This is a genomic window from Streptomyces sp. NPDC029151 (genome assembly GCF_055564315.1).
On sequence record NZ_JBVHWQ010000008.1, the window covers coordinates 238,344 to 258,068 of the forward strand.

Below are 19,725 nucleotides of genomic sequence, written 5' to 3' on the forward strand. Positions count from 1 at the left end.
GAGTGAGTCATCGTGAGCGGAGCCACGGGCGCCGGATCGGCCGGTACCTCGACGGGTACGGAAACGGACGGCGGCGGCCGTGGCTCCGCCGCGCGTGCGGGGAGCGCGAGCGACCCGCACACGACCAACCTGAAGCCGGTGAAGGCTTCCGTGGCGGAGTCCTCCGGCACGCAGGAATCCCAGCAGGAATCCCAGGGGGGAACCGTGGCGGACACCCGAGGCTCGGCGTCGCCGCTTCCCGGCGAGCGGCACGCGGAGGAGCCCGCCGGGCCCTACCACCCGCCGCAGGCCTATCCGGCGCAGGCGCCCGCCGGCGCGGTGCGCAAGCCGCGTACGGGGGTGCGGCCGACGGCCCCGCGGACCCGCAAGGCGCGGCTGCGGGTGGCCAAGGCCGACCCGTGGTCGGTGATGAAGGTCAGCTTCCTGCTGTCGATCGCGTTCGGCATCTGCACGATCGTCGCCTCGGCGGTGCTGTGGATGGTCCTGGACGCGATGGGCGTGTTCTCGACGGTCGGCGGCACGATCTCGGAGGCGACGGGCTCGAACGAGGCGAACGGCTTCGACCTCCAGGCGTTCCTGTCGCTCCCCCACGTCCTGACCTTCACGACGATCATCGCGGTCATCGACGTGGTCCTGGCCACCGCGCTGGCGACGCTCGGCGCGTTCATCTACAACCTCTCGGCGGGCTTCGTGGGCGGCGTCGAGCTGACGCTGGCCGAGGACGAGTGACCCCCGGACCAGCGGCGTTCCGACGGCCCCCCGGCAACCGATTTTGGGACTGAGCCGGTCGTGCGCTAATCTTCAGGAGTCAGCGCGCGGGACACACACCGCAGAGCGCGGCGGGGCTATAGCTCAGTTGGTTAGAGCGCATCCCTGATAAGGATGAGGCCACAGGTTCAAATCCTGTTAGCCCCACCAATACGAAGACCCCCAGTCGGTACCGGCTGGGGGTCTTCGGCGTTCACGGTCGGCATCGGCCGGGGAGCGGACCTCCCGGGTGCCCGGCGATGCGGCGGGACGGGCACGGGGCCGGTGGAGCCTCCTCGCCGAGCCCCGGCCGCGGTGAGCCCGGGTCAGGGGCGGGTCGAGGAGGTACGCGCCGTGATCGCCCCCGGTGCCTTGCCCCGGTCGGTCTCGTCCTGCACGAGCAGGGACAGCAGGGAGGCCACGGACAGGCCGGCTTCCGCGGGATGGCGCAGGACCTTGTCCGGCTCGATGCGGTAGGTGTTCGTCCGCCCGTCGCGCGTGTGGGAGAGGTAACCGTCGTCCTCGAGATCGGAAATGATGCGCTGGACCGCGCGCTCCGTGAGCCTGCAGCGGGCAGCGATGTCGCGGATCCGGGCGTTCGGGTTGTCGGCGATGGCTGCCAGTACACGTGCGTGGCTCGTGATGAACGTCCATCCCCGGTGAGGTTCGGGCACTCCAACCATGACCCGTATTTTAGGGGCCCACCATTGCCGAACACAGATACGTGACATACTTTTCCGGTAACTGTTGACGTGCTCCGCGTCGAAGCGCCACGGAAGGAGCCCCGAAGGTGTCCTGGGACGAAGCCGTCATGCCGACGCTCACAAGTGGCGCCGGCGGGAAGCAGGGGCCGGACGACGCCGGTGAGGCCGGGCCGGTGACCGCGTTGCGTCAGTACGAACGGCACGGCGCCTGGGTCGTCGCCGCCCACGGGAGCTACGACCTGCACTCGGTCCCGTCCCTGGCGGAGTCGCTGGACGCGGCCGTCAGGAACCACCCGAAGGTGATCCTGGACGCCTCCGGCGTCGACTTCGCGGACTCGTCGTTCCTCAATCTGCTGATCCTCGCCCACCACACGGGCACCCTGCGGGTGGCCGCGCCGCAGGCGCAGCTCCGGCGGCTGTTCGCGATCACCGGAACCGACTCCGTGCTGCGGATACACGAGACCGTGGACGCCGCCGCCCTCTCCTGAGCCCCCGCCGACGGCTTCCGGGGAAAAGCCGTTGTGCTTTTCCCCGGGCGCCCTACGATCGGCGGATGACCTTGGAATGGGAACAGGTAATCGTCCACTCGGCGGATCCGGTGGCTCTCGGGCAGTGGTGGGCCGAGGCCCTGGGGTGGGTCGTCGTCTACTCCTCTGACGACGAGTTCGAGATCCGTCCGGCGCCGGACCGCCTGCCCGGGCTGGACTTCGTCCGGCTCGACGAGGCCAGGAAGTCCAAGAGCCGGCTGCATCTCGACTTCCGGCCCGACGACCAGGCCGCCGAGGTGGCCCGCCTGGAGGCTCTGGGCGCCAAGCGGGTCGACATCGGCCAGGGCGAGCAGTCGTGGGTGGTCATGGCGGATCCGGAGGGCAACGAGTTCTGCGTCCTCGGCCAACGGCCCCAGGCCGAGGACGTCGGCGACAAGGCATGAGAAAAGGCCCGACCGCTGGCGACGGGGGATGCACCAGCGATCGGGCTATGGCCAAGGGTAACAAGGTTGACCGTTCCGTGGGGCCAAGTCCGGCGGGAAACAGGGATGTTGGCCGATCATCGACCGCACGGGGGGTCGTAGGAGAGGCGGGGCAGGTACTCGTGCCAGCGGCGCGGGGTCAGGACGCCCCGGGTCACCGCGCAGATGTGCCGGATCGCCGCGTCGTCGTCCAGGCTCCACAGGCGGACCGTGTCGGTGCCGCTGGAGACGCCGAGGACATGGCGGGTGGGGCTGAAGGCGAGGAAGGTGCCCGTCGTGGCGTTCGGGCTCATCGACTGGCCGATCGAGGTGGCGCCGGCGGGGTCGGTGACGTTCCACAGGCGGACCGTGTTGTCGTTGCCTCCGCTGGCCAGCGTGTCGCCCCCGGGGCTGAACGTCAGGGAGGTGACCGCCTCGGTGTGTCCGGTGAGCGGGTCGCCCAGGGCGCTCGCCGCGACGGGGTCGGTGACGTTCCACAGGCGGACCGTGTCGTCGTCGCCGCCGCTGGCCAGGGTGTGCCCGTCCGGGCTGAAGGCGAGCGCGTTGACCGGGCCGGAGTGGGCCGGGAGCGGCCGTCCGAGCGGGACGGCGCGGGCGGGCACGGTGACGTTCCACAGCCGGATGGTGCGGTCCGCGCTGCCGCTGGCCAGGGTGTGCCCGTCCGGGCCGAAGGCGAGGGCGTTGACGTAGCCGCGGTGGCCGGTGAGGGGCTTGCCGAGCGGGGTGGCGCGGTCGGGGTCGGTGACGTTCCACAGCTGGATGGTGCGGTCGTCGTAGGCCGTGGCGAGCACCTTCCCGTCCGGGCTGTACGCCAGCGTGCGGGGGCCGGCGAAGCGGGTGCGCAGGGCCAGGGAGGCGGCGCGGACCGGGTGGGACGGGTCGGTGACGTTCCACAGGTACAGCGTGCTCATGCCGTTCAGTACGGCGAGGGTGCGGCCGTCGGGGGAGAACGCCATCGAACGGTTGCCGCCGTCGGTCCGCATGAACGGCGGGCCCAGCGCCACGGGCCGGCCGGGAGCGGCCACGTCCCACAGCCGGACCCTGCCGTCGCGCGAGGCGGTGGCGAGCACCTTCCCGTCCGGGCGGAACGCACCGCTGCGCCCGATCATGTCCGAGGTCGGCAGCGACCACAGCCGCGCCTTGCCGTCACCGCTGCCGGTGGCGAGGGTACGGCCGTCCGGGCTGAAGCCGAGCGCGTACATCTCGCCGCTGCTGCCGGCCAGCGGCTCGCCGACCTGGGAGGGGGAGGCGGGGTCGCTGACGTTCCACAGGCTGGCCGTGCTGTCCGCGCTGGCGGCGGCGAGTCTGCCGCCGTCGGGGCTGAAGGCCACGGACCAGATGGGGCCGGTGTGCCCGGTCAGCGGTGAGCCGAGTGGGGACGGGTGCGCCGGGTCCCGCAGGTTCCACAGCCGGATGGTGTCGTCCGCGCTGCCGCTGGCGAGGGTGCGTCCGTCGGGGCTGAAGGCCACCGAGTGCACGAGGTCCGTGTGGCCGGTCAGGGCCGCGGGGATGCGCCGGGGGCGGCCGGGGGCGGAGGTGTCCCAGAGCAGGATCCTCTCGTCGTCACCGCCCGCCGCGAGGGTGCGCCCGTCGGGGCTGAACGCCACACAGCGCACCGCGGCGCCGTGTCCGCGCAGCGTCCCGGCGGCCTTCGGCCGGCGCGGGTCGGCCACGTTCCACAGGCGCACGGTGTGGTCCTCGCCGGCGGAGGCCAGGGTGCGGCCGTCCGGGCTGAAGGCGACCAGGTAGATCGTTCCCTTGTGGCCGGTGAGGGGCCGGCCGAGCGGAACCGGGCGCGCGGGGTCGGTGACGTCCCACAGCAGGATCGTGCCGTCGTCCCCGGCGGAGGCCAGGGTGTGTCCGTCCGGGCTGAAGACGGCACTGCTCACCCAGCTGGTGTGCGCGGTGAGCGGCCTCCCGAGCGGGGCCGGGCGGTGCGGGTCCCGGACGTCCCACAGCCGGACCGTGCGGTCGTAGCCGGCCGTGGCCAGGGTGCGGCCGTCCGGGCTGAACGAGGTGAGGTAGACGGCACCGGTGTGGCCGGACAGCGGGGTGGCCAGCGGCGCGTTCACGATCGAGATCAGGCGGCTGTACGTGCCCTCGTCCCCGGGCCGCAGCCGGTGCGCGACCAGATCGAGCTGGGCGGCCAGCGACGGATCCGTGTGCTGCACCCGGTCGGCCTCGGCGAGGACCTGCGCGAACACGGCGTCGTCGCGCTGCTTCCAGGCGATCACCGCGGAGCCGGCGGCGAGCACGGCCAGCGCCACCAGCGCCGCCACCGCGGCCCGGCTCAGCCACACCGTGCGCTTGCGCAGCCGTACCGAGGCGGCCAGGAACTCCACCGCGCTGCGGGTCAGGTAGGTGTCCCCGGCCGACCGGGCCCAGCTGCGGGCCTGTTCCAGCCGGGACCCCCGGTACAGCAGCGAGCTGTCCCGGCCGGAGTCCTCCCAGGCCCGGCCGTCCTCCTCGAGGCGCTGGCGCAGCAGGTGGTCGCCGCGGCCCTCGTCGATCCAGTGCCGCAGCCGGGGCCAGGCGTGCAGCAGGGCCTCGTGGGTGATCTCCACGGTGTCCGCGTCCAGCGTCACCAGCCGGGCCCGGACCAGGGCCTCCAGCGACTCCTCCGTCTTGCCGGGGTCGGCCGACTCCTCCGCCAGCTGACGCCGGGTGCCGCGCCGGCGGGTGGCCTGGGTGTCCTCGCCGAGCCGGACCAGCCGCAGCAGGAGCAGCCGGGCGGCGGTCCGGGCCGCCGGGTCCAGCCCGGACCAGGCCCGCTCGGCGGTCGCGGCGACCGCACCCTGGATCCCGCCGGCCGCGCGGTAGCCGGCCAGTGTCAGCCGCCCGGCCTTCCGGCGCTGCCAGGTGGCCAGCAGCGCGTGCGACAGCAGCGGGAGCACGCCCGCGTCGTGCGCGCCGCGCGGGCCGTCGGCGCTGACCTCGCGCACGATCAGCTCGGCGAGCCCCGGCTCCAGTTCAAGGCCCACCGCCTTGGCCGGCCCGGTCACCGCCTCGCGCAGTTCGGTGCTGGTCAGCGGGCCGAGCACCATGTGCCGGTGCTGGAGCGCGTCGGCCAGTTCCGGGTAGCCGAGGCACTGCTCGTAGAAGTCGGCGCGGATGCCGAGGACGACCTGCACGGGGGCGGGTCCGGGGGAGCCGGCGGGCGGGGTGCAGGCCGCGTGCAGGAGCTGGACGAAGGTACGGCGGTCCGCCTCGTCGGCGCAGAGGGTGAACGCCTCCTCGAACTGGTCCACGATGACGACCGGCCGGATGTCCGGGCCGGCGGCACGGCCCGCCCAGTCCGCGACCGCCTCGCGCACGGCGCGGGCCAGGTGGGGAGCGTCGCCGCCGGGCAGCGCCGGGTTCCGCGAGGCCGCCCGCTCGGCCCTGCGCGCCTCGGCGGCGACGGCGGCCAGCTCCGGGACCCGGCGCACCAGCTCGCCGAGCGGATCGGCACCGGGGACGAGCTGCAGGACGGGGTCGGGCGGGTCGGCGGGGGACGCGGGGCCGGGCGGGAGGCCGGCGGCGGAGTCGGCGGTCGCGCCGGCGGCCGAGTCGAGGGGCGCGGGCGCGGGAACGGTCGCTGGAACCGGCGAGTCCGGGGACTCGGGTGAGGGGGAGGCCTGGAGAGCGTCGGAGGCCTGAGGACGGTGAGAGGCCTGAGAACCGTGGGAGCCGTGGGAGGCCTGGGGGGACGGGGAGTTCCCGGGGGCCTGGGAGGAGAGGGCGCCGCCGCGGATCGCCGGGACCAGGCCGGCGTTGAGCAGGGAGGACTTTCCCGCTCCGGAGGCGCCGACCAGCATCACCAGCCCGCCCGACCGCTCGGCCGCGCGGAGCTGGGAGACGAGGGCGTTCGTGCTGCGTTCACGGCCGAAGAACCAGCGGGCGTCCTCCCGCCGGTACGGGGCCAGGCCCCGGTAGGGGCACACGCCGCCGGCGACCGGCGGGGCCTGGGCCGGTGGCCGCCGGTTCTCCTCCGAGGGCGGCGCGGGCCGGTCGGCGGCCGGCCCGGCCACCGCCAGTTCCCACAGCCGCTGCCAGTGGGCGAGGTCGTACAGGCCGGCGGAGACCGGAGCGGGCCGCAGCCGCCGCGCCTCCGGGATCAGGATCTGCAGGACGGCCGCGAGGGCGGCGAACTGGGCCGGTACGTTCCTGGCCCGGCGCCAGTCGCTGATCCGCTGTGCCGACACCCGCACGGGCCGGCCGCGCTCGTCCGTCCTCTGCAGTCGTACGACCGCCTCGGCAACGCTCTTCAGGGGAGGATTTCCGGCCTCCTTGTACAGCAGCGCGAGGCGCTCGGCGAAGGCTGTGCGTGCCCCTGAGTCGGAACTCAAGGTCCCACCCCTTACTCTCCAGCGCGTGTGGACGTCCGGACCGGAAAACTCACCTTATACGGCTGACCTGCGGTGAAGGACTGGGCGAAAGACCGGAACCTCCTCTGCGGAGGCGACAGATGGCAGGATCCGAACCCCGTAGCGGACCCGTCACCTACCGTCCGGACAGGCCACCGGCACAGCGCTCGGAGAGACAGCCCATGGCGCCGAACGTTCTCGGTCATCGTCGGTCACCTCGTGCCGCGCCCGGCGGATGAGCCGGTGCGCACCGCCGGAAGCTCCGGAAGCCGGGCCTCCGTGTTTCGGCGGCCCCCGTCCTTCGACCCGTGCCGCGCCGACATGGCGCGGGTCGATCGCCCCGCACCGCCCGGCACCGGTCCCCACGAGGGGAGGGACCGGTGCCGGGCGGGCCGGGAACCCGCCCGTGTACCCGCGACCGCTGGATATCTGACGGTCTGTCAGCTACCGTCGCCTCCCCGGTCGTTCCCGCAGGGTCGTCCCGAAGGGGTGAGTGACATGGAGAAGCAGCGTCCCCGGTGCCCGCGGCCACCCGGTGAACCGCGCTGGGTCGCGATGTTCCACGAGGCCGCCCGGGACATCTGGACAGTGGGCGCGGAGTCCCCGTACCAGGGGCCGGTGCGGTACGCCGTCGGGGACATGACCCGCACCGTGCGGGCCCGCGGGGGTGAGGTGACGGTTGCGCTCTGGGGCCCCGAGAACGGCGCCTGGCGCCTGTTCGACCCCCCGTACGCCACGGCCCCCGCCTCCGCACCGCGCCGCCCCGCACCCGGCCCCCCGGACGCCCCGGAGCCGGCCCGGCTGGCGGAGCGCATGACGGACCGCCGGCACCAGGTGCTCATGGCCGGACTGGGCAAGGCGGGCCTGTACGACCTGGGCCCCGAGGACGGCGAGGCGGTCCGCGCCCTGGCCGACCGGCTGGACGAGCCGACGGTCCGCCGGGTGGCCCACTGGCTCGCGGCGGCCGGAAGCCGTCAGGACTAGGCACCGGGGAAGGCCCTGGCCGCCGGCGGGCCGGTTCGGCGGGCGTGCGGCCGGGCAGTGACGTCCTGGAGGTCACCGCCCACGACTGCACGACTGGAGGACGCATGAAGGTCTCCGTCGACCGCTCCCTGTGCTACGGCTCCGCCGAGTGCGCGCACCGGGCTCCGGCCGTGTTCGCGTTCGAGGACGGATACGGCGTCGTCCGGCCCGGCGCGGCGGAGGCGGCCGACGACCCGCGGGTGCGGGAGGAGATGCGGGAGGCGGCCGAGAGGTGCCCCTCGCAGGCGATCGCCCTCGGCGGGTGACTCACGCGGTCCTGGTGGCGGTGGCCGCGGGCGGGTAGCTCCAGCCGAAGGCGGCGAGCGCACGGGCCCGGTCCTCGGCGACCGCCGCGCGGGCCGCGCGCTCGGCGGGATCGACGTGCGCGGCCTGCCCCGTGACCTGCCCCGCCCACTTGCGGTACAGCAGCCCGGTCCGTGCCGAGAACCAGCCGCGGCTCACCGCGTCCAGCGCCAGCAGCAGACCGGTGTCCTCGGAGGCCGGCAGCGCCATCCAGCCGCCCAGGGCGGTGAGGAGCTCCCGGCGCACGCACAGGCTCGCCGGGTGCACCGGGGCGAGGAAGTCGTTCCGCTTCCACTGTGCGAGGACGCTGCCGCGCTCGATCGGGCCCTCGTCGGGGTCCCCGGGGAAACCGGCCGTGGAGCCGTCGGGCAGCAGGTCGAGCACGCGGGACGTGGCCCAGCCGACGGTGGGCTGCGCCTCCAGCACGGCGAGGTCCCGGGCGAGCGCGCCCGGCGTGAGCTGGTCGTCGGCGTCCAGCACCTTGACGTACGTGCCCCCGGCCCGTGCCAGCGCGATGGTCCGGGCGACCCCGGGCCCGCCCGGCCGGCCCTGGCGGAAGGACACCCGGGCGTCGTCCGGGACGTGGGGCCGGACCGCGTCCGTCGTGCCGTCCTCCTGCACGACCCACTCCCACTCCCAGCCGGCGGGCAGCCGCTGCGCGCACAGGGACGCGTACGCGTCCGGCAGGAACCGGGCGGAGGGGGCGTGGACAGCGGTGACTACGGTGACGCGCCGGTTCACGGCAGCGCTCACCACCTTTCCGGGTCGTACGTCTGGTGTTCCGCGCGATGCCCCGCGAGGGTCCGCGTGTGCCGCGAGGCCGTACGAGCATGTCGTACCGGGCGCCGGAACAGCGCGAGACCCCCGGCCTGGCCCGGCCGGGGGTCTGTTCGTGTCGACTGGTGCGTACGCAAGTCGCCGTGGGTCGAGACGTTGCGGTACTGCGGTGGGGGAGGCTCAGCAGTCGAGGCGGCGCGCGGGGTCGGCGGGGTCCGAGGGGTCGGAGGCGTCCTCGTGGGCCGCGGTCTCGGACGGGGACTGGGTCTCGGCGGTCGGGCGGTGGCGGCAGCCCGGCGTCTTCCCGTGGGCCTCGGCCCGGATCCGCTGCTTCATCGTGGGGGGCAGGGCCCTGCCGTGGGACCAGGCCCAGTGGCGTGCCGCCGGGATCGTCGGGGCCGTGCGCTGCGCGGTGTCGGTGCGGGGGCTCTCGGTGCGCGGACCGGCCGCGGCGGCGGGCGCGGTGGCGGCGGTGACGAGTCCGAGCGCCGTGCACAGCGCGAGGAAGGCGGTGACGATGGCGGTCCACAGCTTCATGACCTTGTTCCGGGCCATGGCCCCTCACTTTCGGGTCGGGCGATTTGCGTACTTTCCTCATGATGTGTATGAGGGTCGCGAAGTGGTGGACCGACGCCCGTGGCGCGTCGATGTTCAGATCAACACCACTCGTATGGACGCACAGGGCCGGAGAGGTTCCGCGCCGCGCCCGGGCGGGAGTTGGGGCCCGACGCAGGTCACCGATCGATATCGGTCGGTGTGTATAGTCGGGCGCCAGAGGTCCCCTACGTCAAGGAAAGACGAGGTCGCGCGGTGAAGAAGCTGCTCCTGGTCGCACTGGCCGCCATCGGCGGGCTCCTCGTGTACCGGCAGATCCAGGCGGATCGCGCCGAGCAGGACCTGTGGACGGAGGCGACTGACTCCGTGCCCACGGGTTCGTGAGTCCCCTGTACCCGAGCTGAACCGACCCCGGCCGCCTGAGCGGTCGGGGTTTCGCGTTCTCCCGGGTTGCGGGGCCCGGGCGGCCGCGTTAGGAGGACGCGCGGGGGTGCCGGATCCCGCCGGGCGTTTCGGACAGGCGTCCGCGTTGCCCGGATGGCGGAGCGGCGCCCGGGGCAGGATGGGGCCTGCGGCACGGTGCGGCCGTCCGACGACTGGGGGTGGTGGCGCGTGCGGGCGCGAGGGGGTACGGCGACGTGGGCGGGGCGGCGGGCCGCGCGGGCCCCGGACACCACCCCCCGTGTCCCGGCCGGGCGGTACGCCGTGGCCCTCCGACGCGCCGCGGCCGCGCTGCTGGCGCTGACCGGCGCCCTCGTCCTGCCGCCCCGCGCCCCGGCGGCCGCCGCGGCGGCCGCCGACGCCGACGCGCACCCGGGGTCGTACGCCTTCGCGCCCGGCGCCCGGACCGTCGAGGGTGCGGAGCGCACCGCGGACGCCGCCCTGCTGGACCCCGGCCACGCCTACCGCAGCTCCCTGCCCCCGCGCGGCCGGCTCCTGTACCGCCTGCGGCTCCCCGCCGCGGACACCGCGTACGTCCCCGTCACCGCCGTACCGCCCGCGGACGCCTCGGTCTCCGCCACCGACGGCATCCGGGTCTCGGTCCGGGACGCCGACGGCACCTCCTGCTCCTACGCCTCCGCACGCTTCGGCGCCGGGCTCAGCCCGCGCCCGGTCACCGCGCTGGGACAGCGCGAGGCCGGCAGGGCCCTGTGCCAGGGCGCGGGCACGTACTACCTGCTGGTCGAACGCCTCGACGCCGAGGGTTCCGGTACGGCGGCCGCCTCGGGGCGGTGGGACCTGGAGATCGCGCCCGCCACCGAACCGGGCCTCACCGCGGCCGGCCCCACCACCGCGCCGCGCGGCTGGGACTCCGCCACCCCGGACCCCCTCACCGGCACCCCCCGCGACCGCTCCGGCGGCACCGGGTTCGCCACCGCCCGCGCGCTGGGGCAGGGCGTCTGGCGGACCACCCTCACTCCCGGCGAGACCCGGTTCTACAAGGTGCCGCTGGACTGGGGCCGGCGGCTGCACGCCTCCGCCGAGCTGGCCGGCGCCCCGGGCCACGGCTACGCCGGCGGGGCCCTCGACCTCTCCCTCTACAACCCCGTGCGCGGCTACGTCGAGGGCGCCTCCCTCGGCTACACCGGCGCCCCGAAGTCCGTCGCCCTGGCACCGCTGCCGCCGGTGGAGTACACCAACCGCTACGCCGTGGCCGCCGGCGTCACCTCCGTCCGCTTCGCCGGCGCGTACTACCTGGCCGTGAGCCTCGGCACCCAGCTGACCGGCGCGTTCGGGAAAGGGCCGTTCGAGGTGACCCTGCGGGTCCGGGTGGACGGCCGGGCCCAGGCGGGACCGGCGTACGCCGGCCGGCCCGTGCCGGACGGCGTCTTCACGGTCACCGAGGAGGACCGGGAGGCCGCGCTCACCGGGGACACCGGTCCCGGTGCCGGTCACCGGGTGATGCTGCTGGTCGCCGTCGGCGGGCTCGGCACGGGCACCGCCCTGCTCCTGCTCCTCGGCGGGTGGACGGTGGCGGCCCGCCGGGCTCACACCCGGGCCAGCGCCCAGAAGCCCACCGCGTAGCAGACCAGCGCCAGCAGCAGGATCGGGATCGCGGCCCTGGCCGGGGGTCCCGGCCGACGGGCCGCGCGCCGGGCCCGGCGGCCGCGGGCGCGTGCTGCGGGCGGGGGCGTGGCCGTGGGCGGCGGGGGTGCGGAGGGCGGGGGTGCCTGGGGATCGCGGGCGGTGTACGCGGCGGTGCCGGTGTCGACGCGGGGGTCGGCAGGGGGGTACGACGCGGAGGGCGAGGGCGAGGGCGAGGGCGAGGGCGAGGGCGAGGGGTGCAGGGGCTCCGGGCGCTGCCGGAGCCGTCCGGTCTGCCGGGGAGGGGGCAGCCGGAAGCTGCCGGTGTCGGAGAGGGAGCCGGTGCCGGTCGTCTCGGCGGCCGGGGACGGCGTACCGCCGGGGACCAGCTCCAGGGCCACGCCGGAGGCCTGCCGGAGGGGACCGTCGGGGCCGAAACCGGGGGGCAGCGGGCCGAGCTGGTCGAAGATCTCGATGAGTTCGTCGTCGGGGCCGGGCTCCGGCAGCAGCTCCGCCGCGGCGGCCAGCGCCTTGCGTGCCCCGGTGGCGGTACGGAACCGGTCCACGGGGTCCGGCTGGAGCAGCGACGCGATGACCTGCCAGAGGGGTTCCGGTACACCGTGGGGCGGCCCGGGCGTCCCGTGTTCCAGGAAGTACTGCACGATCGCGTGGGCGTCGGGCTTGGCTCCCTGTAGGAGGTACAGGGCGACCAGGCCGACGGCGAACAGGTCGGCCGGGAAGTCGGGGTCGGCGCCCATGACCTGCTCGGGGGCGAGGTAACCGGGCGTGCCCACCACGAGGTTGGTCTCCGTCAGCCGGGGTTCGCCGAGCCGCATGGCGATGCCGAAGTCGGACAGCCTCAGCCGCGGCCGGCCGGTGCCGGTGGCCTCCAGGAGCAGGTTGGCGGGCTTGATGTCCCGGTGGACCACGTCCTCCGCGTGGACGGCGGCGAGCCCGGACAGCAGCTGGTCGAGCAGGGTGCACACGTACGCCGGCGGGAGGGGGCCGTAGTCGCCGACCAGGTGGACGAGGGAGCCGCCGGCGACCAGGTCCATGGTGAACAGCACCTGGTCGTCGTCGGCGGCCCAGCTGGCCGGGGCCAGGACGTGCGGGTGGTCGATGCGCAGGGCCTGCTCGCGGACGAAGCGGAGGAGGGAGTGGGCGTCGCGCTGCTGGAGGACCTTGGCGGCCACGTACCGCCGACGGCGGTGGTCCCAGGCACGCCAGACGGCGCCCACGCCTCCCCGTCCGATGGGGTCGGCCAGCTCGTACCGACCGGCGAAGACCTCACCCATGGCAGCCGCCGCTCCTCCCCTGGTCCGGTGAACCTCCCGCGCCCCCGTACCGCTCGCTACTGCCTACCCACGAGGCGAGCGCCATGCCTGCCGGCACCGAGTCCCCCGGGAGCCCCGTGTCCGCCGGGCCCCGCGTCCGGCCGGCGGGGTCAGTTCTGGTGGGACTGGTAGTGCGCCACGGCGTCGGAGGTACGGCCGGCGCCGTAGACGCGGAGGAACTCCGCCAGCTCGGGGTGGCTGGGGGTGAGGGCGTCCGCGGCCTCGATGATGTCGCCCGCGGCGGCCACCGAGCGGAGCAGCGACTGGATCTCGCGGACCACGCGCTTGACGGTGGGCACACCCGAACTGTTCGTCGTGTGCGTCGTGTTGCTGAGCACGGAGCCCCCCTGCGACTTCTTGATCTCGTCCATGCGCTCGGTCGCCTCGGCGGCGCTCACGCTTCCGTCGGCCACCTGGGACGCCAGCTCCTGCAGCAGCTGCACCCGCTGGACCACCGCGGGATTGCCGATCTTCGCGCGCTGGCCGCTCATCAGCTGCGAGAGCATCGGAGCGGACAGGCCCAGGACCGCCGCGAGCCGGGCCTGGTTCAGCCCGAGATCGTCGATGAGCTTACGGAAGAGCGCCCCCAGCGGCTCCCCGTACCAGTTCCGCTGCAGCTCCCGCGCTCTGGCGGTGGCTTCCTGCTGTGCGGCGTCCATTGCGTCTCCCCATCGCTTCCCCTGAAAAACCGCGGTTCGCTGTAGCGAACCACGTCGAGCATCTTACGGAGAGTGGTCATCCGCGGGGACCCCCAATCTTTTTGCGGGATATGGGGGGTGACCCGGTACTCTGGTCTGCGGCACTCGCCGGAGCGTGACTCCTCCGGCCGGTCGCTCCTTCCCGGGGCCTTAGCTCAGTTGGTAGAGCGCCGTCTTTGCATGGCGGATGTCAGGGGTTCGACTCCCCTAGGCTCCACAATCAAGAGCCCCCTGACCTGCGGAAACGTGGGTCGGGGGGTTCTTTGTGCGTCGTCTCTTCGTACGTCTCGTACGTCGTCCTCCCCGGCCGGCCCGGCGAGGCGGCCGGAGTCCGTGCCCGCCGGGCTCAGCGGGCCGCCGGAGCGGTGACCGAGTGCCGTACCGCCGCCGTGTCCCGCGCCGCCGGGGCCGTCGCGCTGCCCAGGAGCCGCAGTGCCGCCTCCGACGGGGAGCCGGGCTCGGCCGTGTAGGCGATCAGGCGCTGGCCCGAGGTGCCGGGGATGACGAGGTTCTCGAAGCCGAGTTCCAGCGCACCGACCAGGGGGTGACGCAGCTGCTTCACCCCGGAGGTGCAGGTGCGCACCGGGTGCCGGGCCCAGCGTCGGGCGAACTCGTCGCTCTTCATGGTGAGTTGCCCGACGAGCTCGGCGAGGGCACGGTCGTCGGGGTGGCGGCCGGCGACCAGGCGCAGGCTGGCCACGGCGAGTTGGGCCTGCTCGTCCCAGTTCGCGTACAACTGCCGGTACTGCTCGTCCAGGAACAGCATCCGGGTCAGGTTGGGACGGGTGGCGGGTGTCTCGGGGCTGTCGGGCGCCAGGTGGCCGGCGAGCAGCGCGTGACCCAGCTGGTTCCACGCGAGGACGTCGTTGCGCCGGTCCATGATGACGGCCGGTACGTGGGTCATGGCCGCCAGCAGCCGCCGGGCCGAGGCACTGGCGTGCGCCACCCGGGGCGGTGCGGGGCGGGACGAGGCGGCAGCGGGGCGCGCGAGGTCCTTCAGGTGGGCCGTCTCGTCCTCGGTGAGGCGCAGGGTGCGCGCGATCGCCTCCAGCACGCCCTCGGAGACACCGGTGGAGCGGCCCTGTTCGAGGCGGGTGTAGTGGGTGATGCTGACCCCCGCGAGCGTCGCCAGCTCTTCACGGCGCAGCCCGGTGACGCGGCGGCGGCCCGGGTAGGGGTCGATGCCGGCCTCCTCGGGGCGCAGCGCGGCGCGGCGCGACTTGAGGAAGTCTCCCAGCTCGGACGAGGCGTCCATTCATGCCTCCAGGTCGGCGGAGTGCGGCAGGCTCTGGCCACCGTCGGCCTCTCATGATGCCCGCCGGTCGCGACGGCCGAAAGCCGTGAGGGTGGTCAGGAAATGACCACCCTCGGGCCGGCTGTGCACGCAAGGGTGCTGGCTCCGAACCCGGGCGCCGACGAGCCTCTTCCCCGTAACCGCGCGTGGCGCGACGGAGCGCGGCGCGGGTCGGGAACCAACGAGGAAGAGGGATCGACGTCATGTCTGTCACCGAGACCGAGACGGCCGGTGCCGCACCCGGCACCGCCGTCGACGCGGCACCCGCCGTACTCACTCCCCGGCTCAGGCTGGTGCTGGTACTGCTGCTCGCCACGCAGTTCATGCTGGCCGTGGACTTTGCCATCCTGAACGTGGCGCTGCCGGTGATCGGCGAGGATCTGGGCTTCCCGCTGTCACGCCTGCAGTGGATCGGCACCTCGTTCGCGCTGTGCGCGGCGGGCTTCACCCTGCTCTTCGGCCGGGTCGCCGACCTGTTCGGCCGTCGCCGGCTGTTCCTCGGCGGTCTCGTGGTCCTGGGCGCGGCCTCGCTCCTGGGCGGGCTGGCGCGGAACCCGGAGATGCTGATCGTGGCCCGCGTCCTCCAGGGTCTGGCCACCGCCGCCGTGACTCCCGCCGCGCTGTCGCTGATGACCACCTCCTTCCCGGAGGGCCCGCTGCGCCAGAAGGCGCTCGGCCTCAACGGCGCGCTGATGTCCGGCGGCTTCACCACGGGCGCCGTCCTCGGCGGTGTGCTGACCGATCTGCTGTCGTGGCGGTGGTCGTTCTTCATCAACGTGCCCGTCGCGGCCGTCGTACTGCTCGTCGCCCCCACGGTCGTCAGGGAATCCCGTCCCGACGACCGTCCCCGGCTGGACCTGCCCGGTGCCGTCAGCGTCACCCTCGGCCTGCTGGCCGTCGTCTTCGGCCTCACGCAGGCGGGCGAGAAGGGCTGGGGTTCGGCGGAGGCCCTGCTGTCGCTGGCGGCGGGCGTGGTGCTGCTCGTGGTGTTCTACGCCGTCGAGCGCAAGGTGGCCGCGCCGCTGGTGCCGCTCGGCGTGCTCGGCAGGCGGTCGGTGGCCTGGGGCAACGTCGCCGGTCTGATCGCGTTCCTCACCGAGTGCTCCCTGGTCTTCCCGCTGACCCTCTACCTGCAGGACGTCCTCGGCTTCTCCGCGCTCGCCGCCGGCCTGTCCTTCGGCGTCCTCGGCCTGGGAACGGTCACCGGCGGTGTCATGGCCCCGAAGGCCATCGGGAGGATCGGCAGCAAGCGGACGCTGATCGTGGGCGGCCTCCTGCAGACCGTGTTCACCGCGGCACTGGCCGGCCTCGGCGACGACCGCTCGTGGATGTGGCTGATGCTGGTCGCCAGCTTCCTCGGCGGTGTCGGCAACATGCTGGTCATCGTCGGCTTCATGGTCACCGCCACCACGGGCCTCCCCGACCGCGAGCAGGGTCTGGCCACCGGCCTCGCCACCATGACCCAGCAGGTCGGCATCACCATGGGCACACCGGTCATGAGCGCCGTCGTCACCGCCGCCATGGCGGGCACCGGGGCCTCGGCCGTCCTGGGGGGCCTGAGGGTCGCGATCGCGGTGAACGCCGCCATCGTCCTCCTCGGGGTCGTCACCAGCGCCGTGTTCCTGCGCGGCGACCGGGCCCCGGCGCGGTGACGCGCCGGCCGCCGGGCCCCGGGGCACCGCCTCCGCCTCGCCGACCGGTGTCAGAGGGGGTCGCGGCCCCCGGCGGCGGGGGCCGGTGCCGGTACCGGTGCCGCGCCGGGGCGGCGGTAGACGTAGGGAGGCGGCTCCGGACGGTCCGCACCGGCCGGGTCGTGGACGAGGTCGCGGACGAGGTGGTGGTCGGGGGAGAGGGCGCAGGCCGGGTCGGTGCGGGTGGCGTCGCCGGTGAGGGCGAAGGCCTGGCAGCGGCAGCCGCCGAAGTCCTCCTCCCGGCGGGGGCAGCCGCTGCAGGGGCCGGTCATCCAGTCGGTGCCGCGGTAGCGGCCGAAGGCCGGGGAGTGCTCCCAGATCCAGGCGAGGGGGTGGTCGCGGACGCTGGGCGGGTCGAGGTCCGGGAGGGAGGCGGCCGCGGGGCAGGGCAGGACGGTTCCGTCCGGTGCGACGGTGAGCGAGACCGCGCCCCAGCCGCCCATGCAGGGCTTGGCCACGCCGTCGAAGTAGTCGGGGACCACCCAGACCAGGTCGATCCGGTCGCCCAGTCGCTCCCGGCGGCGCTCCACCGTCTCCCGGGCGCGGGACAGCTGGTCGGGGGTGGGCAGCAGCGCGGACCGGTTGAGCAGGCCCCAGCCGTAGAACTGGGTGTTGGCCAGCTCGACGCGGTCCGCTCCCCAGGCCAGGCCCAGGTCGATGAGGTCGTCGACGGCGTCGAGGTTGTCGCGGTGCAGTACGACGTTCAGGCCGAGCGGGAGCCCGGCCCCGCGGACGAGGGCCGCCGCCCGTTCCTTCGCGGCGAAGGACGAGGGGCGTCCGGCGATCCGGTCGCCGGCCCGCGGGTCGGCGTGCTGCACGGACAGCTGGACGCTGCGCAGCCCGGCCGCGATGAGCGCGGCCAGCCGGTCCTCGTCCAGACCGGTGCCGCTCGTGACCAACTGGCTGTAGATCCCGGCGTTCTCGGCGGCGGCCACGATCTGTTCCAGGTCGGGCCGGAGCAGCGGCTCGCCGCCGGAGAGGTGGGTGTGCACGACGCCCAGCGCACCGGCCTGACGCAGGACGTCCGTCCACTCCTCGGTGCTCAGCTCGGCGGAACGGCGGGCCAGCTCCAGGGGGTTCGAGCAGTACGGGCAGTGCAGCGGGCAGGCGTGGGTGAGTTCGGCGAGCAGGGCCCACGGGGGTGCCACGGCGGCTGCGGGGGTCACGGGAGCGCTCACGTCAGCCAGCCCTCCTGACGCAGGCTGTCCAGGAAGGCGGGGACGGTGCCGGCCACCGGCGCGCCGGGGAAGCGTGCGGACAGCTCGCCGACGATCCCGGACACGGTCCGGGTGCCGTCGCACAGACCGACGACGGCGCCGGCGCGTCCGGTGAGGACGACCACGCGTTCCGGCAGCACCAGCAGGTCCGCACCGCGCACGGGGTCGTGCCGCAGCATCAGCGCGGGGGCGAGCGCGGGGCGCCACCCGTCGGCCGGGGCCGGCGGGTCCGCGAGCCGGGGCGTCACACCGGCTCCGGCAGGCGGTGCTGACCGGTGTGCTGCTGTACGGCGTCGAGCAGCGACCACAGCACGTCGCACTTGAAGGAGAGCGCGGCCACGGCCTTCTCCTGTTCCTCGCGGGTCCGGGCCCACTCCAGGACGAGGTCCAGCGCCTCGGCGCTGTCGCGCCGGCCCTGGTCGACGCGGGCGCGGAAGTAGGCGAGTCCGTCGGGGGCGATCCAGGAGTAGTGGCGCTCGAACGCCTCGATGCGCAGGCGCATCAGATCGGGAGCGGTCAGCTCGGTGAGCGAGGCGGCGACGGCCTCCAGGGGCGAGCGCAGCCGGCAGAAGTTGACGTAGCCCTCCACGGCGAGCCGGACGCCCGGCAGCACGGTCCCGCCCGACAGCAGGGTCGCGCGGTCCAGGCCGGCCGCTTCGCCGAGCCGCAGCCAGCGCTCGATGCCGCCCTCGCCCTCGGCGCGCCCGTCGTGGTCCTCGATCCGGCGCAGCCACATGCGGCGCAGCAGGGACGAGTCCAGCTTCGCGAGGATCAGCGCGTCCTTGACCGGGATGTGGCGCTGGTAGTGGAAGCGGTTGGTGATCCAGCAGCGCACCTCCTGCGGGGTGAGGTCGCCCTGGTGCATGCGGAGGTTGAAGGGGTGGCGGTCGTGGTAGCGGTCCTGGCCCACCGCGCGCAGGCGGGCCTCGAACTCGGGGCGGCTCCAGGGCTTCGCCGGCGGGGCGGGTGTCGTGGTCACAGCTCGATCACCATTCCGTCTTCGGCCACCTCGAGACCCAGCCGGGCGAGCCGCTTGTGCTGCGGCGCCGCGGGGTCGACGAGGGGGTTCGTGTTGTTGAGGTGGGTGTAGAGGCAGCGTGCGGACAGCGTGGCGAGGATGCGGGCGGTGCCGCCCGGCCCGTCGACGGGCAGGTGCCCCATGCCGGTGGCGGTGCGGGGGGAGATGCCGGCGCTGCGGGGTTCCTCCTCGTCCCAGAAGGTGCCGTCGAGGATGACGCAGTCGGCCTCGGCCGCGGCCTGGTGCAGCGCGTCGGACCAGGCGGCCACGGCCGGGGCGTACAGGACGGACCGGCCGGTGGCCGGTTCGTACAGGCGCAGCGCGACGACCCAGGCGGGGTCCGCCGGGGCGTCGACGGCGTAGCGCGGGCGTTTGCCGGAGACGGGTACGGCGCTGATCAGTACGCCGGAGCCGGCCGGGCCGCCGGTGTCGCCGAGGAGCGGCCGGGTGCCCGGGCAGGGCAGGTCCCGCCAGGTCAGCGTGGTGTACGGGGTGAGGACCGGGCCGAGACGCAGGCGGCCTTCGACCGCCTGGCGGACGGGGGCGGTGGCGAGGATCTCCAGGCGGTCCGCCTCGCGCAGCCGCCAGATGCCCAGCGTGTGGTCGAGTTCGGCGTCGGTGAGGACGACCCCGGCGACCGGCGTCTGCCGGGGTCGGGGCCCGGGGTGCAGCACCGGGTGGTCCTCGATCTGGTCGCCGAGGTCGGGAGTGGCGTTGACGAGGTACCAGCGGCCCTCGTCGGCACGGACGGCCAGTGAGGCGTGTCGGCGGCGCCGCCCGGGGTGGGCGCGTGCCCCGGAGCACCCGGGGCACGCGCAGTTCCACTGGGGGATGCCGCCGCCGGCCGCGGTACCGAGCACCTGCAGCAGCATGACGGGGTTAGCGGACGCTGAGGGAGTAGGCGGTGACCTCCAGCGCGGTGTCGACGACCACGTATCCGGGGGTCTGCCAGGCGGTCCGCTCGGTCTCCTCGGGGGTGCGGGCGTTCTGCTCGGCCCGCTCGGCGGTCTCGGTCATGGTGCG

General features: G+C 74.4%; 20 protein-coding genes and 2 tRNA genes. 10 read left to right on the plus strand and 12 right to left on the minus strand.

The window, feature by feature from the left end; translation table 11 throughout:
- The first annotated feature begins 12 nt into the window (after positions 1–12).
- Positions 13–729 (plus strand): DUF3566 domain-containing protein, encoded by a 717-nt coding sequence (locus ACZ4VF_RS28225; RefSeq protein ID WP_467929430.1) that lies wholly within the window; start codon positions 13–15, stop codon positions 727–729.
- A 112-nt stretch (positions 730–841) separates the two neighbouring features.
- Positions 842–918 (plus strand) — tRNA-Ile (locus ACZ4VF_RS28230).
- 155 nt (positions 919–1,073) lie between these two features.
- Here ACZ4VF_RS28230 and ACZ4VF_RS28235 read toward each other — a convergent pair.
- A complete protein-coding gene (locus ACZ4VF_RS28235; RefSeq protein ID WP_467929431.1) occupies positions 1,074–1,430 on the minus strand; it encodes a helix-turn-helix transcriptional regulator in 357 nt (118 codons plus the stop codon).
- Between the two features lie 107 nt (positions 1,431–1,537).
- On the opposite strand from ACZ4VF_RS28235, the gene ACZ4VF_RS28240 reads away from it, so the two are divergent.
- Positions 1,538–1,939 carry an STAS domain-containing protein gene (locus tag ACZ4VF_RS28240; RefSeq protein WP_467929432.1) on the plus strand — a complete coding sequence of 134 codons (402 nt, stop codon included), beginning with the start codon at positions 1,538–1,540 and terminating at the stop codon, positions 1,937–1,939.
- A gap of 65 nt (positions 1,940–2,004) precedes the next feature.
- Positions 2,005–2,382 (plus strand): VOC family protein, encoded by a 378-nt coding sequence (locus tag ACZ4VF_RS28245; RefSeq protein ID WP_467929434.1) that lies wholly within the window; start codon positions 2,005–2,007, stop codon positions 2,380–2,382.
- Positions 2,383–2,498: 116 nt separating this feature from the next.
- Here ACZ4VF_RS28245 and ACZ4VF_RS28250 read toward each other — a convergent pair whose 3' ends face one another.
- Positions 2,499–6,749, minus strand: coding sequence for an nSTAND1 domain-containing NTPase (locus tag ACZ4VF_RS28250; RefSeq protein WP_467929435.1), 4,251 nt, complete (start codon positions 6,747–6,749; stop codon positions 2,499–2,501).
- A 516-nt stretch (positions 6,750–7,265) separates the two neighbouring features.
- Here ACZ4VF_RS28250 and ACZ4VF_RS28255 point away from each other — a divergent pair.
- Together ACZ4VF_RS28255 and ACZ4VF_RS28260 are read left to right on the plus strand one after the other, a co-directional pair.
- The gene (locus tag ACZ4VF_RS28255; protein WP_467929436.1) at positions 7,266–7,751 is read left to right on the plus strand and encodes a hypothetical protein; all 486 of its coding nucleotides are present in this window, start codon (positions 7,266–7,268) and stop codon (positions 7,749–7,751) included.
- 104 nt (positions 7,752–7,855) lie between these two features.
- On the plus strand, positions 7,856–8,056 hold the full coding sequence (locus ACZ4VF_RS28260; protein ID WP_467929437.1) for a ferredoxin: 201 nt from the start codon (positions 7,856–7,858) through the stop codon (positions 8,054–8,056).
- Between the two features lies 1 nt (position 8,057).
- Here the strand turns inward: ACZ4VF_RS28260 and ACZ4VF_RS28265 are convergent, their stop codons facing one another.
- On the minus strand, positions 8,058–8,846 hold the full coding sequence (locus tag ACZ4VF_RS28265) for a glycosyltransferase family 2 protein (protein WP_467929439.1): 789 nt from the start codon (positions 8,844–8,846) through the stop codon (positions 8,058–8,060).
- Positions 8,847–9,050: 204 nt separating this feature from the next.
- Positions 9,051–9,425, minus strand: a complete 375-nt coding sequence (locus ACZ4VF_RS28270; RefSeq protein ID WP_467929440.1) for a DUF6344 domain-containing protein — start codon at positions 9,423–9,425, stop codon at positions 9,051–9,053.
- Between the two features lie 255 nt (positions 9,426–9,680).
- On the opposite strand from ACZ4VF_RS28270, the gene ACZ4VF_RS28275 reads away from it, so the two are divergent.
- Together ACZ4VF_RS28275 and ACZ4VF_RS28280 are read left to right on the plus strand one after the other, a co-directional pair.
- Positions 9,681–9,809, plus strand: a complete 129-nt coding sequence (locus ACZ4VF_RS28275) for a DLW-39 family protein (RefSeq protein WP_003999697.1) — start codon at positions 9,681–9,683, stop codon at positions 9,807–9,809.
- Between the two features lie 321 nt (positions 9,810–10,130).
- On the plus strand, positions 10,131–11,450 hold the full coding sequence (locus ACZ4VF_RS28280) for a hypothetical protein (RefSeq protein WP_467929441.1): 1,320 nt from the start codon (positions 10,131–10,133) through the stop codon (positions 11,448–11,450).
- Here ACZ4VF_RS28280 and ACZ4VF_RS28285 read toward each other — a convergent pair.
- Positions 11,414–12,745, minus strand: a complete 1,332-nt coding sequence (locus ACZ4VF_RS28285) for a serine/threonine-protein kinase (RefSeq protein WP_467929443.1) — start codon at positions 12,743–12,745, stop codon at positions 11,414–11,416. The two genes, ACZ4VF_RS28280 and ACZ4VF_RS28285, sit on opposite strands and share 37 nt — an antisense overlap.
- Before the next feature lie 149 nt (positions 12,746–12,894).
- Positions 12,895–13,443, minus strand: a complete 549-nt coding sequence (locus tag ACZ4VF_RS28290; RefSeq protein ID WP_467929444.1) for a helix-turn-helix domain-containing protein — start codon at positions 13,441–13,443, stop codon at positions 12,895–12,897.
- Positions 13,444–13,626: 183 nt separating this feature from the next.
- Here ACZ4VF_RS28290 and ACZ4VF_RS28295 point away from each other — a divergent pair.
- Positions 13,627–13,699, plus strand: a tRNA-Ala gene (locus tag ACZ4VF_RS28295).
- Positions 13,700–13,828: 129 nt separating this feature from the next.
- Here ACZ4VF_RS28295 and ACZ4VF_RS28300 read toward each other — a convergent pair.
- On the minus strand, positions 13,829–14,737 hold the full coding sequence (locus ACZ4VF_RS28300; protein ID WP_467929445.1) for a helix-turn-helix transcriptional regulator: 909 nt from the start codon (positions 14,735–14,737) through the stop codon (positions 13,829–13,831).
- Positions 14,738–14,979: 242 nt separating this feature from the next.
- Here ACZ4VF_RS28300 and ACZ4VF_RS28305 point away from each other — a divergent pair, with 242 nt between their 5' ends.
- Entirely contained in the window at positions 14,980–16,428 is a 1,449-nt protein-coding gene (locus ACZ4VF_RS28305) for an MFS transporter (RefSeq protein WP_467929447.1), read from the plus strand.
- Positions 16,429–16,478: 50 nt separating this feature from the next.
- On the opposite strand, the gene pqqE is transcribed toward ACZ4VF_RS28305, so the two are convergent.
- The 5 genes from pqqE to pqqA are packed head-to-tail and all read right to left on the minus strand — an operon-like array spanning position 16,479 to position 19,719.
- Positions 16,479–17,645 carry a pyrroloquinoline quinone biosynthesis protein PqqE gene (pqqE, locus tag ACZ4VF_RS28310; protein WP_467929448.1) on the minus strand — a complete coding sequence of 389 codons (1,167 nt, stop codon included), beginning with the start codon at positions 17,643–17,645 and terminating at the stop codon, positions 16,479–16,481.
- The gene (gene pqqD, locus ACZ4VF_RS28315; RefSeq protein WP_467929449.1) at positions 17,642–17,932 is read right to left on the minus strand and encodes a pyrroloquinoline quinone biosynthesis peptide chaperone PqqD; all 291 of its coding nucleotides are present in this window, start codon (positions 17,930–17,932) and stop codon (positions 17,642–17,644) included. The genes pqqE and pqqD overlap by 4 nt, the downstream gene beginning before the upstream one ends.
- The gene (gene pqqC / locus ACZ4VF_RS28320) at positions 17,929–18,663 is read right to left on the minus strand and encodes a pyrroloquinoline-quinone synthase PqqC (protein ID WP_467929450.1); all 735 of its coding nucleotides are present in this window, start codon (positions 18,661–18,663) and stop codon (positions 17,929–17,931) included. The genes pqqD and pqqC overlap by 4 nt, the downstream gene beginning before the upstream one ends.
- Positions 18,660–19,574 carry a pyrroloquinoline quinone biosynthesis protein PqqB gene (pqqB, locus tag ACZ4VF_RS28325; RefSeq protein ID WP_467929452.1) on the minus strand — a complete coding sequence of 305 codons (915 nt, stop codon included), beginning with the start codon at positions 19,572–19,574 and terminating at the stop codon, positions 18,660–18,662. Before pqqB ends, pqqC begins: the two co-directional genes overlap by 4 nt.
- 7 nt (positions 19,575–19,581) lie before the next feature.
- Positions 19,582–19,719 carry a pyrroloquinoline quinone precursor peptide PqqA gene (pqqA, locus tag ACZ4VF_RS28330; RefSeq protein WP_467929453.1) on the minus strand — a complete coding sequence of 46 codons (138 nt, stop codon included), beginning with the start codon at positions 19,717–19,719 and terminating at the stop codon, positions 19,582–19,584.
- Between the last annotated feature and the right edge of the window lie 6 nt (positions 19,720–19,725).

What these genes read in the sequence shown, in the direction of transcription:
- pqqB (WP_467929452.1), bottom strand. Translation starts at nt 19,574, where the DNA reads ATGCTGCTGCAGGTGCTCGGTACCGCGGCCGGCGGCGGCATCCCCCAG.
- ACZ4VF_RS28255 (WP_467929436.1), top strand. Translation starts at nt 7,266, where the DNA reads ATGGAGAAGCAGCGTCCCCGGTGCCCGCGGCCACCCGGTGAACCGCGC.
- pqqA (WP_467929453.1), bottom strand. Translation starts at nt 19,719, where the DNA reads ATGACCGAGACCGCCGAGCGGGCCGAGCAGAACGCCCGCACCCCCGAG.
- ACZ4VF_RS28235 (WP_467929431.1), bottom strand. Translation starts at nt 1,430, where the DNA reads ATGGTTGGAGTGCCCGAACCTCACCGGGGATGGACGTTCATCACGAGC.
- ACZ4VF_RS28260 (WP_467929437.1), top strand. Translation starts at nt 7,856, where the DNA reads ATGAAGGTCTCCGTCGACCGCTCCCTGTGCTACGGCTCCGCCGAGTGC.
- ACZ4VF_RS28300 (WP_467929445.1), bottom strand. Translation starts at nt 14,737, where the DNA reads ATGGACGCCTCGTCCGAGCTGGGAGACTTCCTCAAGTCGCGCCGCGCC.
- ACZ4VF_RS28305 (WP_467929447.1), top strand. Translation starts at nt 14,980, where the DNA reads ATGTCTGTCACCGAGACCGAGACGGCCGGTGCCGCACCCGGCACCGCC.
- ACZ4VF_RS28290 (WP_467929444.1), bottom strand. Translation starts at nt 13,443, where the DNA reads ATGGACGCCGCACAGCAGGAAGCCACCGCCAGAGCGCGGGAGCTGCAG.
- ACZ4VF_RS28245 (WP_467929434.1), top strand. Translation starts at nt 2,005, where the DNA reads ATGACCTTGGAATGGGAACAGGTAATCGTCCACTCGGCGGATCCGGTG.
- ACZ4VF_RS28285 (WP_467929443.1), bottom strand. Translation starts at nt 12,745, where the DNA reads ATGGGTGAGGTCTTCGCCGGTCGGTACGAGCTGGCCGACCCCATCGGA.
- ACZ4VF_RS28270 (WP_467929440.1), bottom strand. Translation starts at nt 9,425, where the DNA reads ATGGCCCGGAACAAGGTCATGAAGCTGTGGACCGCCATCGTCACCGCC.